Raw genomic sequence first — 13,854 nt, 5'->3', positions numbered from 1 at the left:
TAGTGGGGGCGTTTGCTTCCATGGCTGCATGGTTAACCTATCGCCTGTCCGGCGGGGGATGTGCAAGCACTCATTTGGCAGGGTGAGCGAAGCTTAGCTAAGTGCTCAGCGCACCATTTCTACAAACTGTTTTCTTCCTATCGCCAGGCTGAGCAGCAAGCTGGTGATGAGTAGTGGCCCGCCCAGCTGCTCGGCCAGGCTAACCATGGCCAGCCCCAGGGCGATAAGCAAGTAATAGAGTAGGCCGAACAGGGCGCCGGCCGCCCCGGCCTGATCGCGATACTCCACTAAGGCTTGGCTGAGAATGTTGGGAATGGCGATGCCAAAGGCGGCGACGATCAATGCCATGGGTAGCAGAAAGCCAAGATGGGTCTCGCTAAGATACACCCCAAAAGAGCCGACTAAGGCCAGCAGGCTGGCTAGTCTTAACAATCGAGGCTGCGAAACCCCCTGCTGCAGTAAAGTTTTGTTGATCGCGCTGCCGACCAGGGTCCCTATTGCCAGTGCGATGCCACTATAGCCAAAGGCCTGTGTGCTCAGCCCCAGACGTTGAAATACAAAGGGACCCTGTAGGTAATAGCTAAACAGCAACACGTTGAAACCCGCGACCAGCAAGGCGTTGTGCCAAATATTGCCATCTGTCGCCAGGCGCCTCATGAGTGCCCAAAGAGGAAGAGTTTGCCTGGTGGCCGGGCGTGTCTCGGGCAGGCGCAGCAGACAGACGGCGTAGAGTAGCACTGCCATCAGAGACAGGGTGAAGAATACCGCCGGGTAACCGCCTAGGCTTGTTAGCAATCCGCCAGAGAGCATGCCGACGACGGGACTGATGGCGATCCCCATGCCAATATAAGCGAACACCTTGGCCAGTGCTGTGCCGTCGAAGCTGTCCCTCAACATGGTCTGGGTGACCACAGAACCCACGGCGGCACCGAAGGCACTGAGGGCGCGCATCGCCAGCAGCCATTGGAAACTGGGCACCCATAGGGCGGCAAAGGCCGCGATGCCATAGAGCCCCAGCCCCAACAACATGGTACGGCGCCTACCCAGGTGGTCGCATAGAATTCCCCAGCACACCACGCCGAAGGCGAAGGCCAGGAAATAGATGGATAGCGTCTGGCCCGCCAGGGCCAATGGCACGTCAAAGCCCGCGGCAATGTGGGGCAGCGCCGGGCTGTAGAGGGTTTCCACTATCTGGGGAAACATCATCAGGATCACCATCAAGGGGATCGAGGGAGTAGTTTTCATGGTGCTAGACTCATCGTCATCGAAAGGATGTGCAGTCTAACGGCCTCTGTTATAGTCCCAATAATATGATTAAGACAATAAATATTGAAATGAGGACAGATGGCGTTTATCGACGAGTCCTGTAAATTTGATCCCGATGCCTTAGAGACTGAGGTGGTGGGGATCGCCGCCCGCCTGGGACAACACGATTCGGGCATGCATAGTCATGCCAAGGCGCAGCTGCTCTATGCCCCTCAGGGTTGCATGACCATCACACTGGACGGATTGCACTGTGTGTTGCCGCCCACCCGTGCCGCCTGGATCCCGCCGGCTTGCCGTCACAGCGTGGTGATGAATCGGGTGGTGGATTACCGCTCCCTCTACTTTGCGCCGCAGTTGACGGGGAGCATTGCCAATCGCATTCAGATCCTCGAAGTGACCCCCCTGTTGCAGGCGCTGGTGGAGCGTATGGCCTTCTGGCCCTGGGACAAACCGGCGATGGCTATGGTGAACACCTATCAGCTGTTCTTCGAGGAGCTTTCCCAGGCCAAGGAGAGTCATCTGGTGTTGCCTATGCCAAGCGACAGACGCCTGCAAACCTGGCTCGCCGAGCTTCAGCGTGCGCCATGGGATGTTCCGACCCTCAAGCAGCTAGGGCAGCAGCTAGGCGCCAGTAGTAAGACCATCAGCCGCATCTTTACCCGACAGACGGGAATGCCCTATCAGAGCTGGCGTCAGCAGTGGCGGCTGCAACAGGCGATCGCCCTGCTCGCCACCGGCCATCAGGTGAACGACGTCGCCTACCGTCTGGCCTTCTCTAGCGATAGCGCCTTCATCGCTTTCTTCAAGCAACACACCGGCAGCACGCCGCTGCAGTATTTGCAGCCAAAATACTGATAAATGGCGGATTTGACTGGCCGTTATTATTATCGGGGGAATTTTAGCTATTAAGCTTCTGGCAGATATGGATGTTTAGCTGAGTTATTTGACACCAAGGCTTAGTGGTCAATCTATTGCCTGCGGCAGGTGTAGCTGGGGAGCCATAGGCGTTTCGTTTCTTAGTGTCGACCTGAACTGGTGTTCAGTGGGATTGTTTGTTTCTATGCTTCATGGTCAACCTATCGCCTGCCCGGCGGGGATGTGTGGGATGTTAGCTATTGAGCTTCTGGCTCATGCAGTTGTTTAGCTGAGTTATTTGACACCATGGCTTGGTGGTCAACCTATCGCCTGCCCGGCGGGGGATGTGCAAGCACTCTTTTGGCGCGCCACAAGCACATCCATGTGGGCTTCACGGCGGCGTCCATGGCGCCGAGAGCCAAAAGCGTGCTTACACCCCTATCTAAACGTCTCTTCGATTAAGCCATATTTGTTGTTATTTGGTGGGGTGGTTATGTTCGTATAAGAAAGTGAGGGAAGTCTTGCATCTCGCTGTAATAGACAAGTCTCATTATTTTTGCCCTAAGTAACTGTGTTTGATAATAAAAACTCGCTATTGTTGTAAAACTTAAATGCTTATAATTTTCTACCGTGGAATGCATTCGGAAGTAATGATTTATATTTCCGGTATTGTCACTAATAAGCGCTAGCAAACGAGGTAGGTTATGGTGAATAAAGAACCCAAAAAGCAACATTATGTGCCTCAATTTCTTTTGAGGAATTTTGCTCTCGGCGAGAAGAAGCATATCCATATATTCGATATTAGAGCGGGGAAGCGCTTTACCTCACATGTTAAAGATGCTGGACATGAGAATAACTTCTACCATCATCCAGAAGATGGAAATCAAATGGAGTTTGAACTTGGAAAATTAGAAACCCAAGTCGCACCTATCATTGATGGAATACTCTCCAATGGTTCAATCAAGCATTTGAGTGCTCAAGAGATTCTGTTGATTGGGTTATTTACAGTTGTGCAAATGATACGGGTAAACTCTTTACGCGAAAGCTTATCTGAAATGACGGGAATCATTTTTGAAAAGGTGAAAGAGTATTCGATTGCTCCTGGTTCTCAGGCTGAAGAGTTTCTAGCAAATCTTTCTAAGCAGAATTCGAAAACTCAATCAATTGAAATGCTGAAAGAAACTCCTCAAGAACTATTACCATACTTACTAGAAAAATCATTAGTATTGGAAGAGGCTCCAGAGGGTGAGTCATTTTACCTATCTGATAATCCAATTATTAAATATAACAATCTACCTAGAAAGCATCACAGCTTTCTAGGGTTGAGGCTAAAAGGCATAGAAGTACACTTTCCAATTTCGCCCAAATACTGTTTAAGCTATCTGTGCTCCGAGTTAATTGATGATGTTAGACATTCGGTGGCAATGCACCAGCGAGAAGTGCATATGGGATTAATATCGCCAAGTGATCTATCAGATACGATAAAAATGTTGGATGATATCGATCATAAGAATCCCCACATACTTACTAGTGCAAACATGGATTACCACAATTCTCTGCAAGTGCTGCGTTGCTCAAGGTTTGTATATTCAAATTCAGGAAATTTTGAGTTGTTAGAGAAAATACTGAAAAAAAATCCAAATATTGCATTTAAGCAAAGAATTACTAGTGATAGTAGAGCTTCCTAGCAACAATGCTTTTGATTGTTTAAAGATTACCAAAGGCGGCTAAATCGAAGAGAGGGGATGACCCGGTGTAGATGCAGGTGCGGACGTCGATGGCAGGGATGCCATCGTCGAGCCCACAGGGAAGTGCTTGCGGCGTGTAGCAGCTGTATCTGCACAAAAGCGAGCCGCAGGCTATAGGTTGCATCGAAGGTTAGACCTTCAAACTGACCCAATTAACACCAAATACCTTAACCCCACCGCAGGCTATAGGTTGCAATGAAGGTGCGACCTTCAATTCTCGCCTAGATAGCGATGTCCCTGAGGGCAAAATTATCATGGGCCCCCAGCCAAAAGGGTATCCCCAACCCAAAGGGCATCAATGCCCAATTGCCCCCAAATGTTGTATCAAATACATCCTAATCTCGGTCGGCGTCTGGCTGACCCAGAATCCCCCGACATAGGCGATCAGCGGGATCATAAACAGCAGCAGTAACAGCATGATGGTGAGGCCGCGGGCGGAGAGCTTGATGCCGTTGCGGGTGCTGAAGTGCAGGGCCTCCTGATTAGGGCAGGCGGAGACGCAGCGCATGCAGGCCTGGCATTCGTCGGAGCGTACCGTGCCTTGCTCATGCACCTTGATATTGGCCGGGCAGGCGCGGGTACATTTGTCGCAGTTCATCCCCTTGGTCTCGATGAGGCAGTGCTGGGTGCTGCGGCGGATCTTAAACGGACTCAAGAAGCTGGTGAGGCCCAGTAGGGCGCCATAGGGGCAGATGTAACGGCAGAAGCCCTGGCGGCGCCAGGCGGCCAGCAGCAGTATGACGGCGAAGCAGGCCAGGGTAATTAGCCCCGGGGTAACGAAGAAGAGCGCCATCTTAAGGTCGGCGATCTTATGGTAGTTGCCCTCGAGATAGTGGGGAATACTGGCCGAAGGCATGCCGAGCACGATATAGAGCAGACCCGCCAGTAGCAGGTATTTGAGCATGCGCAGCGGCCAGTCGAGCCAGGTGGGCGGCAGTAGTTCACGCTTGATGAAACGCTTTCTCAGCTTATACAGGTATTCGCCGGCGAGCCCCAGGGGGCAGGCCCAGCCGCAGAAGGCGCGCTTACACAGCAAACCCGTGAGGATCACCACGGTGAGCATCACGGCGGCGGCCGGATGGTTTTGATCCCAGATGCCCAGGGTGAGGATCGCCTTGAGTTCTATGGCGCCGGCGATGGGCAGGAAGGCGTCGCCCACGTCGGGCCGCATCAGGTAGGGCGTGACGCCCAGCTTGAGCATGACGGCGTTGGCCGCATATTGAATGCCGACCAGCAACATGGAGAGTGCCAGCAGGTGTTGTATCCCCTCCCTGAGGGTGTTGGCGCGCACATCGCCTTTGACGAAATCGCCTTGGAATCTGTGGGCGAGGGCCAGCACGCCGGCGGCGAGCAGCAGGGCGACAAACAGCGGCCAGTAGAGGGTGACCAGTGCCGCGCCCAGCAGGGAGGCAGCGCTTACCACGGCGCCCCAGCGTTTGCCGCTCCAGTAGAGTAGGCTGCAGCTGTAGAGCAGGGCCAGTGTCAGGGTCAGGGATTCGATAAAACTCATTGCCATTAACCAGTTATGAGGCGGATATAGCTGAGAGTCGGGGATTTGGGCGGAGTTCTGACAGGGTTTCACTTGTGTGCGCTGGCTCGCTAAAAAGCCTGATTGGCAGTGCATTTAGGTGATCTTGGTCCTAATGGCGTTAAAAAAGCGGGGATAAAAAAGTGGGCATGGACATGCGGGGATAAAAAAGGCTGACACTCGTGTGCCAGCCAAAGGGAGAGGTTATTGGATGATGGCGCGGGCCTGCATCTGGTCGACGACGAAGCGGGTCAGTGCCTGAATGTTCTGCACCTCTGAGCCGCTGTCATTGGCGTCGATATCGGCCTGCCAGACGACCTGCTTGGCCTGCTTGTCGTAGACCTGTATATGCAGCTGCTGCTGGCCTGAACCCGCCCAATCGACGAGTGAGCCAATTTGAGTGCCGGCTCCCGGCTCGCCGCCGAGCATGTAGACCCAGCCGCGGGTCTCCAGATAGTCGTCGTAGCCGTAGTCGTAGCCCGCGTCGGTGACGCTGAGGATCAGCAGCGCCTCGTTGGCCTGGCCGTCGGCGTAGGCCTGTAGCGCCGCCTCATCGGTGATCTTGGCGGCATCTGGCAGGCTCTCGAAGCTTGGGGTCGCGCTGACTTGGTGCTGAGCCAGGTCGTCGGCCAGTTGCCTCTCTACTATCTTGCGTGAGGCTGGATCCGTCTGGGCCGCCATCACGGTCAGGCTATGATACTGCTTGTTGAGCTGGTCGCTCAGTTGCTCGGAGGCGATCTCGTGGGGCATGCTGCTGCAGCCCGTCATCATGGCGATGCCGATACCGGCGGCGGTTAACATCTTGAATAGTTTGGCTGACATTGGTTTGTCCTCATCTAGCTGACTGTAGGCTGACTGACCGGTTTAATCGCGGCCTGTTGTTTCGATGAGCTCATTGTATGTCGGCACCGAAAAATGGGGATTAAAGAACCTTTAACCTAAACTATAAGCTTTGGCGGTTGCTTCTCTTGGCTGCGTCTTGTGGCAGCTTCTTTTGAGAGAGAGAACTGGCTGGAGTAGGTGACACGTTTCGGGGATGGCCGCTGCGAGCCATGGGAAAGACTAAACGGGAAGCAGTGTAACCGACGCGATGCGGTAAAAGAAAAAGCCCTAACCAGGGTTAGGGCTTTAGGGCGTTACTTGTTGCCTTCCATCGACTCGATGAAGCGGTTGGACTCGGCAATCGACTTATTCATCTCTTTGATCAGGCTGGAGATATCAGTCTGCAGGCTGGCAAATTCGCCCTTGATGGCGCCTATGGCCTGGGCGTTGAGGTTATGCTTGAGGTAGAGCATGTTGTCTTTCATGGCGGTCAGGATGGGCGGCATCTTGCTCTCGGCGCGGCGCATGGTGCGCACCAGCTGCTCGTAGGAGCGACGGGTCTCGCGTAGCTTGGTCTCGCTGTTGCGGCGCAGGCTGGCCTTGCTGATCTCGCCAATCTCCGCCTGCCATTCGTCAAACAGCGCCTCGGCCACATCTTCTACCTTGTCGATACGGCTGCTCACTTCGTCGGCGGCCTCCTGTGAGGACTCATATTCATCTCTGGCCTTCTCGTAGGCGCTCTGCAGATCGCCACCATCGTGGTTGAGCAGGGCCTGCATCTCTTCCAATGCCGAGCTAAATTGCGCCTGGGCCTCCTCCTGGGATTCCTTGGCGGCGTTGACCCTATCCACCATGATGTCGCGCTTATGGTAGCCCACCTTCTCCATGGCACCATAGTAGGCGCTCTGACAGCCACTGAGCATGACGACGGCGCCCAGGGCCGCTGCGGTGATGAGTTTTTTCATCCTGACAATTTCCTTGTTAGACGGTTAGTCGGCCTTGAATTTAGCGGCGTCTATGATGCTCCACAGGTGAGCAATACCGCCTATGATGGCGGGGACGATCAACCACCACAGGGCGTAGCCGACTATGGTGACGACACAGAAGAGGAGTGCCGCGAGTATGCGTCCTTGTACTAATTGGCCCAGGCCAGGGAAAAAGAAGCTTGCGATGGCGGCAATCACGTTGCCGGCCGAACCTTGTTGGGACATCAATTTATTCCTTACACTTGTATCTAGTGTCTTTAAACTTGTAATCTTAATGTACCAAGATACGCAGTTAACCCTACTTGAATCAAGAGAATAACGTGATAAATAAAATAGATGTGAGCCTGCTTCGTTCGATCATGCTGGGTATCTGGCAATTCATGATACATCTAAAACAGCGTATCACGGAAGACCAGATAAATATGCGGGCGGGTCACCTGGCTTACGTTACCTTGCTCTCTCTGGTGCCTATGGTGGCAGTGACCATGTCTATGCTATCTGCCTTCCCCGTGTTTAAAGGGATACGCAGCCATATCGAGACCTTCATCTACGAGAATTTTATCCCCTCCGCCGGCGACAGCGTGCAGATGTATATCAACGAGTTTGTGGCCAACGCCTCCAAGGGCACGGCCGTGGGTATCGGCGCCCTGGTGGTGGTGGCTATTCTGCTGATCTCCAACATAGACAAGTCCCTCAACGGCATCTGGCGCACCACGGAGAAACGCCCCATGGTGGTCTCCTTCTCCATGTACTGGATGGTACTGACCCTGGGCCCTGTGCTGATGGGCGCCAGCCTGGTGGCAACCTCCTATGTGGTATCGCTCAAGCTGTTTAGCGGCACAGATCTTAGCGGCGTGGTGCCCCTCTTAGTTGAGCGTCTGCCCATGTTCTTCTCTGTGGCCACCTTCCTGCTGATCTACATGGTGGTGCCCAATACCAAGGTGAAGTTTTTCCACGCCCTGCTGGGCGCCATCGTGGCTGCCCTGCTGTTCGAGCTGGGTAAGAAGGGCTTTGCCCTTTATCTCACCGAGTTCCCCGCCTATGAAGCTATCTATGGTGCGCTGGCGACTATTCCTATCCTGTTTATGTGGGTCTATCTCTCCTGGATTATCGTGCTGATCGGCGCCGAGATCACCGCCGCCATGCCTGAGTACCTCGACAAGCGTCTGATGGACCTGGTGAATAAGGAGCTGGCAGACGATGAGTCGGAGATCCACTTAGATGAGCATAAAAGGTGAGTCCCGCTAAGTCGCATCCGCTGATCCGTCAGGATTGGATCGATGTCGGCGAGGGGCACCAGCTGTTTCTGGCGCAATATGGTGATCCCCAGGGGATCCCTGTGCTCTATCTTCATGGCGGGCCCGGGGCGGGTTGTAACCCTCAGGAGTTGAGGCTGTTTATCGACCGCGGCTTTCATATCTATCTGCTGGATCAGCGCGCGGCGGGTCGCTCTAAGCCCTGCGGCGAGGTGGCCAACAACGACTTTCCCAGCCTAGTGAAGGATATCGAGCGGGTGCGTCACTGGGCGGGCATAGAGGCCTGGTGTCTGCTGGGGGGCTCCTTCGGCGCGACCCTGGGCTATCTCTATAGTTGTATCTATCCCGAGCGGGTGTTGTCGCAGATCTATTGGGGCATGTTTATTCCCTCTGCCGAGGGGATGGAGTGGCTCTATGGTCGCGGCGGCGCGGCGCAGATCTTCTCCAGCCAGTATCGCCAGTTTGCCGCCGGTCATGGCGATACCCTCGATAGCCTGTTTAGCCATTTCACCGACGGCTTTAATCATAGGGACGCCGAGGTGCGCCGCAACTGCGTGATGCGTTGGCTCGGCTGGGAGCTGGCCCTGGCGGTGCCCGGGTTTGAGCTGAGTGAGGCCCTGGCCGAGCAAGGCGGAGCCTTGGCGAGAGTGGAGCTGCATTATGCCCGCAACGACTATTTCGGCGGCTATCAGCTGATGAAGCGGGTAGGCGGCGATCTCACCTGCCCGACCATCATATTGCAGGGAGAGCTAGACTGGGTCTGCCCCCAAAGGCTGGTGGATGAGTTTCTCGAAAACCACGGCCCCAGGCTATTAAGGTCACGTCTAGTTAAGGGGGGCTATCATACCCTCGCCGACAACAAGATGTGCCGGGCGGTCGCCGAGGCGGTGACCCAGATGGGGCGTTATCTGGCCGCCGGACGTTCCTAACCTATTGATGTCGCTGTGCGCAGCGTGGCAAGCCGTAATGAGCAATAAGCCGTAAACAATAGGCAGTAAGCAATACGCAGTAAGAATTATATAGCGAGCTAGCAGTCAGTCGCGTAAGCCAAGCTAATAGCTAAGAGGAAGCAGAATCATGAAGAAGAGATTAATCGCAGCGTTGACGCTACTGGTGTGCAACCAAGTGTTAGCGACCAATGTGTTAGCCACCGAGCGAACGCCTCAGCCTGCGCCCGAGCGGGTCTATTTTAGCGGCATGAGCGACGAGCTGGCCGCCGATGCCCTGCTGGTATCGCTGATCAACAAGAATTATCTGGCCAAGAAGGTGGGGCCTAATAAGGTGGGCGTGCAGCTTGGGGATCATCAGTTTGTGTTGCAGCCGAGCCTGAATCCCGAGGGGATAGATCGCATCCTGGCCAGCCGTTTCTACGCGGTGAGCCCTAAGCTGGTGGGCACTCAGGAGCTGATGGTGCTAATAGGCACCCTCAACCATAAGCTCAACTTCGCCAAGTTCACCCTGAGGGAGGAGGGCAAGGTGATTCAGGTACAGGGGGCGGCGACCTTCGTCGATACTCTGGAGCTGGAGGAGCTGCGTCGCTTCCTGCTCTGGATCGACGATGCCCTGCTGCGCGTGGGTCAGGCGCTGCCTAACACCGCCGAGCAGCTGATCAAGCCCATTCCCGTGATGCCGATGAATTAATAGATAGCGTAAAGCATAGGAGTCGAGAGGCCAGTGATAGCCTTAATACAGAGAGTCAAACAGGCCAAGGTGGATGTGGATGGCCAAACCATAGGTGCCATCGACAAGGGGCTGCTGGTCTTGCTGGGGGTCGAACGTGAAGACGACCAGGCCAAGATGGAGAAGCTCGCCACTAAGGTGATGAGTTATCGCGTATTTAGCGATGAAGACGGCAAGATGAACCTTAACCTTAAGCAGGTGGGCGGCAGCCTCTTGGTGGTGTCTCAGTTTACCCTGGCCGCCGATACCGGCCGTGGCCTGCGCCCGAGTTTTTCTGGCGCCGGTACCCCGGAGCAGGCGAAGCAGCTCTATCAGGCGTTTGTAGATTACTGCGCCGCCCAGGGCGTGCCTGTGCAGACCGGTGAGTTTGCCGCCGACATGCAGGTCAGTCTAGTTAACGACGGCCCGGTCACCTTTAATCTGCAGGTGTGATCATCATGTCTAATGCAGAAGAACTAAAAGAGCTAGCAGAGCTAGAGCAGATACAGATGTTACTCGGGGAGCTGCAGCGCACCTGGCATCAGACGATCCCCGTCAGTGCCTTCATGCAGATAGCGCCCGAAGCCTATCAAGCGCAGACGCTGAGGGTGAGCGCGCCGCTGGCGCCCAACATCAACCTGCATCACACCATGTTTGCCGGCAGCATCTATACCCTGATGACGCTTACCGGCTGGGGCATGGTGTGGCTGCAACAGCGCTTAGCCGGTGTCGAGGGGGATATCGTCTTGGGGCAGGCGGACATTCGTTATCTGGCGCCCGTGGGAGAGTCGCCCCAGGCGCGAGTAAGCTGGCCGGAGACTGACTTAAGTGTGCTGGGGCGGGGGAAGCGTGCCAAGGTGAAGCTGGAGGTGGCGTTATATTGCGGCGAGCAGTGCTGCGCCAAGTTCCAGGGGACCTATGTGAGCCAGCCTAAGGCAGATTAGCTCCCGGCCATCAGAGGTAAATAAATCCGCTCTTAGGCCGTCTGAGGTTTGCGGGTTAGGCATTAGTGGATACAAAAAAAGCCTCACAGTGTGAGGCTTTTTATTTCGCGAATCACCCTAGGGTGCGCAGAGTCTTATCCCTTAGGATAAACGTGTGCAACGCCTTTGTGACAGTCTACACAGGTCTTACGCTTGTCAGCTTCTTTCTTGAAGTTGTTGGCGTGCATTCTCTTCGCCATCTTCTTCATGGTTTCAGGCTGGTCTTCGTAGATACGAGTGTGACAGTGCTGACAGTTAGCGCTGTCGTTAGCGCGGAAGTATTTCAGCGCCAGGTCAGCTTGCTCTTTACGGTTTTCATCCAACCACTCTTGAGTGTTGAATCCGTCGATAGTGAGGAAGCCGTATAGATCTTTAGAAACGATGATCTTCTTGATCAGGTAGTCAACTGGGCCGTGTGGCAAGTGACAGTCTTGACATTGTACAGTCACACCTGCACGTCCGCCGCCGTGAGCCGACGCCATCACTTCATCTCTCAGAGAGTGATTGCTGTGGCAAGACATACAGAAGGCATCTGTACTGGTTGCATGTAAAGTTTGTTGTGTCGCAAAGTAGCCCACAACACCGACTACAATACCCACCACGAGTAGGGCAAATATTGAGTATTTCGCGCTAGGTTTGAATAGTGCACGCCAGTTCATCACTCTATCTCCAAAATAATATGTTTATTATAAATATTATATTTAATGCATCTCTGTAGCTGAGAGTATAACCAGAAGACGCCGCTTGATCTGGCTTTAAAACCGTAAAATGAGAGCTAGCTCTAACTCTATCTTACCTAAGCAAGATTTTATGAAATTGCTCATAATATATGCGCATTTACTAAAGTTATAGCAAAGACCATGACATGACAAGTTTGTCTGGAATTTTACTATTTCGTAATGATTTTGTTGGATTTTCGAGGATAATTATCTATCGCTAATATGACGATTGTTCGCGAAGCCGGAAAATAATTTAATTGGTGCTGAACCTTTTCAAGAGATGTCTGTCTATCATGGTAGTCCCGGTTCAATTAACGACATCTTTGCGCCCTATATGACACGTATCTTTGGCAAGTTTGTACTGATCATCGCCCTCCTGGGTCAGTTTATTCTGACACCAGCCATGGCCATGCCCAGCGCGCTCATGTCACTGATGCATGGTGGTCATATGGAGATGGCCCTCGACCAGGGCGATATGCGCTTAGCTCAGAACATGAACCCTGAGATGGCGCCGTCAACCCAAGCCTCAGCTAAGCATGAGACAGGGATGCAGATGTCCCATCAGGGTGAGCCCTGCAAGATGTCCGGCGATAACTCGCTGGTGGACTGCGAAGCCCTGTGCGCCGCCATGGGCCCAGGCGATTGCATGACCCACTGCGCCTCGACCTTAGGTAATCTGAGCGCCGCCGTACCATCTCTGACCATTCAGCCTTTGTCTGGTCCTATCGTCATCTCTGGCTGGTCGCTGCAGACCGCCGATCTCACTCCCCTATCACCCCCTCCCATTGGTTAATGGTTCGTCTTCACCATGCGTTACGCACACGAACATGAATCTGCCGCGCCGTTGACTTAATTAGGCGTGGCCAAAGAATTAGCCAATTTGTCAGGCCTTTGCCTGATGGGAGTCGATTATGAAAACACGTCATTTCTTTAGCAGCCTATTTGCCGCCTTCGTAGCCCTAACTTTAGTTAACACCGCCAGCGCCGCCAGCCTCACCCTACCCGATGAACTTCAGGTACAAGGCAGCGAAGTGCAAGTGGGTCATGAGCAGAGCGTGCTCAGCCTGGATGCGGGTAAACAACTGGTCGAACTGGTGTATCGCGACATCTTCGCCGATAACGCCGACGATTCAGGCGCCTGGGTGACCTCAGAGCCCCTCTATCTCGCCTTAGATGTTAAAGGCGACGATGCCTATCGTCTGGTGCTCCCCGAGATAGTGACTCAGCAGGACGCCCAGGCCTTTGTCAATGCGCCTAAGGCCCGTCTGGTGTCACAAAATGGTCAGCAGCAGGAATTAACCCTGATGAGTCATCAACAACTGATGGAAAAGATCTGGTTGGCACAATAAGGCTAGCCTGAGACTAGGGGCCTTGACTTGCTGGAAATGTGAGTTTTATCAAGGCCCAATCTTGATATCGTGATAGACTTGGATCATCTCATTATAGGGTTACACCATGCGTCGTACGCTTAGACACCACACATTAGTCGTCATCACACTGCTCGCTCTGCTGGGTCAGGTGTTAATGGCTAATGGTATGGCTATGGTCTCTTATGCGCAGGCGGATGAGCAGCCCATGATGCAGATGAATAACGGCGACGACTGTCATGATGACGACGCTATGATGCAATCTCACTGCTGCGATGATGAGCAAAATGTGCTTCCCGCTGCTCAGCATTGCTGTGAAGGCAAAGGATTTTGCAAGGGAGATTGCAACCACTGCGTGGTGATCTCTGTGACAGGCACGCTGTTTACCGTTACGCCCTGGCCTGGCGTAGCCGGTTCCGAGTCTATCCTGGCCACTCAAATGCCTCATTTCCACTCTATCTCTTTAGGCTCAGCCTTCCGACCGCCGATCGCCTGATCCCTTGTGGCGCCCGGTTACGGCTGCCCGAGCTTAAATCGATAATCCTTTTGTTTTATTAAACGTTTTACTAGGTGTATTGGCGTAATAAAGCCCTCAGCCTTGGAATCTTTCCATCTGCCGGGTACGCCTCAATATTTACTTCACTGATGTTAAACGAAAAATAAAT

Annotated in this window: 16 protein-coding genes; 10 read left to right on the top strand and 6 right to left on the bottom strand. The window is 53.7% G+C overall.

Annotation, left to right across the window (positions count from 1 at the left end; translation table 11 throughout):
* Positions 1-105: 105 nt before the first annotated feature.
* The gene (locus K0I31_RS18395; RefSeq protein ID WP_220079307.1) at positions 106-1,245 is read right to left on the bottom strand and encodes a multidrug effflux MFS transporter; all 1,140 of its coding nucleotides are present in this window, start codon (positions 1,243-1,245) and stop codon (positions 106-108) included.
* Between the two features lie 99 nt (positions 1,246-1,344).
* Between K0I31_RS18395 and K0I31_RS18390 the strand changes: the two genes are divergently transcribed.
* Positions 1,345-2,121, top strand: a complete 777-nt coding sequence (locus K0I31_RS18390) for an AraC family transcriptional regulator (protein ID WP_220079306.1) — start codon at positions 1,345-1,347, stop codon at positions 2,119-2,121.
* 704 nt (positions 2,122-2,825) lie between these two features.
* On the top strand, positions 2,826-3,809 hold the full coding sequence (locus K0I31_RS18385; RefSeq protein WP_220079305.1) for a DUF4238 domain-containing protein: 984 nt from the start codon (positions 2,826-2,828) through the stop codon (positions 3,807-3,809).
* 355 nt (positions 3,810-4,164) lie between these two features.
* On the opposite strand, the gene K0I31_RS18380 is transcribed toward K0I31_RS18385, so the two are convergent.
* The 4 genes from K0I31_RS18380 to K0I31_RS18365 all read right to left on the bottom strand — a co-directional run bounded on the left by K0I31_RS18380 (position 4,165) and on the right by K0I31_RS18365 (position 7,430).
* Positions 4,165-5,379, bottom strand: coding sequence for a 4Fe-4S binding protein (locus K0I31_RS18380; protein WP_220079304.1), 1,215 nt, complete (start codon positions 5,377-5,379; stop codon positions 4,165-4,167).
* 222 nt (positions 5,380-5,601) lie between these two features.
* Positions 5,602-6,219: a hypothetical protein gene (locus K0I31_RS18375; protein WP_220079303.1), complete on the bottom strand. Its 618-nt coding sequence runs from the start codon at positions 6,217-6,219 to the stop codon at positions 5,602-5,604.
* Positions 6,220-6,533: 314 nt separating this feature from the next.
* Positions 6,534-7,184, bottom strand: a complete 651-nt coding sequence (locus tag K0I31_RS18370) for a DUF2959 domain-containing protein (protein WP_144201590.1) — start codon at positions 7,182-7,184, stop codon at positions 6,534-6,536.
* Positions 7,185-7,208: 24 nt separating this feature from the next.
* A complete protein-coding gene (locus tag K0I31_RS18365) occupies positions 7,209-7,430 on the bottom strand; it encodes a hypothetical protein (protein WP_011867341.1) in 222 nt (73 codons plus the stop codon).
* Between the two features lie 134 nt (positions 7,431-7,564).
* On the opposite strand from K0I31_RS18365, the gene K0I31_RS18360 reads away from it, so the two are divergent.
* The 5 genes from K0I31_RS18360 (at position 7,565) to K0I31_RS18340 (ending at position 11,064) form a co-directional block, all read left to right on the top strand.
* Positions 7,565-8,443 (top strand): virulence factor BrkB family protein, encoded by an 879-nt coding sequence (locus K0I31_RS18360; RefSeq protein ID WP_083764388.1) that lies wholly within the window; start codon positions 7,565-7,567, stop codon positions 8,441-8,443.
* The gene (locus K0I31_RS18355) at positions 8,440-9,390 is read left to right on the top strand and encodes an alpha/beta fold hydrolase (protein WP_220079302.1); all 951 of its coding nucleotides are present in this window, start codon (positions 8,440-8,442) and stop codon (positions 9,388-9,390) included. The genes K0I31_RS18360 and K0I31_RS18355 overlap by 4 nt, the downstream gene beginning before the upstream one ends.
* A 148-nt stretch (positions 9,391-9,538) precedes the next feature.
* Positions 9,539-10,102, top strand: coding sequence for a hypothetical protein (locus K0I31_RS18350; protein ID WP_220079301.1), 564 nt, complete (start codon positions 9,539-9,541; stop codon positions 10,100-10,102).
* A gap of 33 nt (positions 10,103-10,135) precedes the next feature.
* A complete protein-coding gene (gene dtd / locus K0I31_RS18345) occupies positions 10,136-10,573 on the top strand; it encodes a D-aminoacyl-tRNA deacylase (protein WP_220079300.1) in 438 nt (145 codons plus the stop codon).
* A 5-nt stretch (positions 10,574-10,578) separates the two neighbouring features.
* Positions 10,579-11,064, top strand: a complete 486-nt coding sequence (locus K0I31_RS18340; RefSeq protein WP_220079299.1) for a thioesterase domain-containing protein — start codon at positions 10,579-10,581, stop codon at positions 11,062-11,064.
* Positions 11,065-11,198: 134 nt separating this feature from the next.
* On the opposite strand, the gene K0I31_RS18335 is transcribed toward K0I31_RS18340, so the two are convergent.
* Entirely contained in the window at positions 11,199-11,762 is a 564-nt protein-coding gene (locus tag K0I31_RS18335; RefSeq protein WP_220043567.1) for a NapC/NirT family cytochrome c, read from the bottom strand.
* Positions 11,763-12,156: 394 nt separating this feature from the next.
* On the opposite strand from K0I31_RS18335, the gene K0I31_RS18330 reads away from it, so the two are divergent.
* From K0I31_RS18330 to K0I31_RS18320, 3 genes are all read left to right on the top strand, one after another.
* Complete coding sequence (locus K0I31_RS18330; protein WP_220079298.1) at positions 12,157-12,615, top strand: hypothetical protein; 459 nt, start codon at positions 12,157-12,159, stop codon at positions 12,613-12,615.
* 118 nt (positions 12,616-12,733) lie between these two features.
* Positions 12,734-13,171 carry a DUF2057 family protein gene (locus tag K0I31_RS18325; protein ID WP_220079297.1) on the top strand — a complete coding sequence of 146 codons (438 nt, stop codon included), beginning with the start codon at positions 12,734-12,736 and terminating at the stop codon, positions 13,169-13,171.
* Positions 13,172-13,277: 106 nt separating this feature from the next.
* Positions 13,278-13,685 carry a hypothetical protein gene (locus K0I31_RS18320; protein WP_220072497.1) on the top strand — a complete coding sequence of 136 codons (408 nt, stop codon included), beginning with the start codon at positions 13,278-13,280 and terminating at the stop codon, positions 13,683-13,685.
* Positions 13,686-13,854 lie beyond the last annotated feature (169 nt).

The organism is Shewanella spartinae (genome assembly GCF_019457555.1).
Taxonomy (GTDB): Bacteria; Pseudomonadota; Gammaproteobacteria; order Enterobacterales; family Shewanellaceae; genus Shewanella; species Shewanella loihica.
This window is presented reverse-complemented; position numbering and strand designations above follow the sequence as displayed.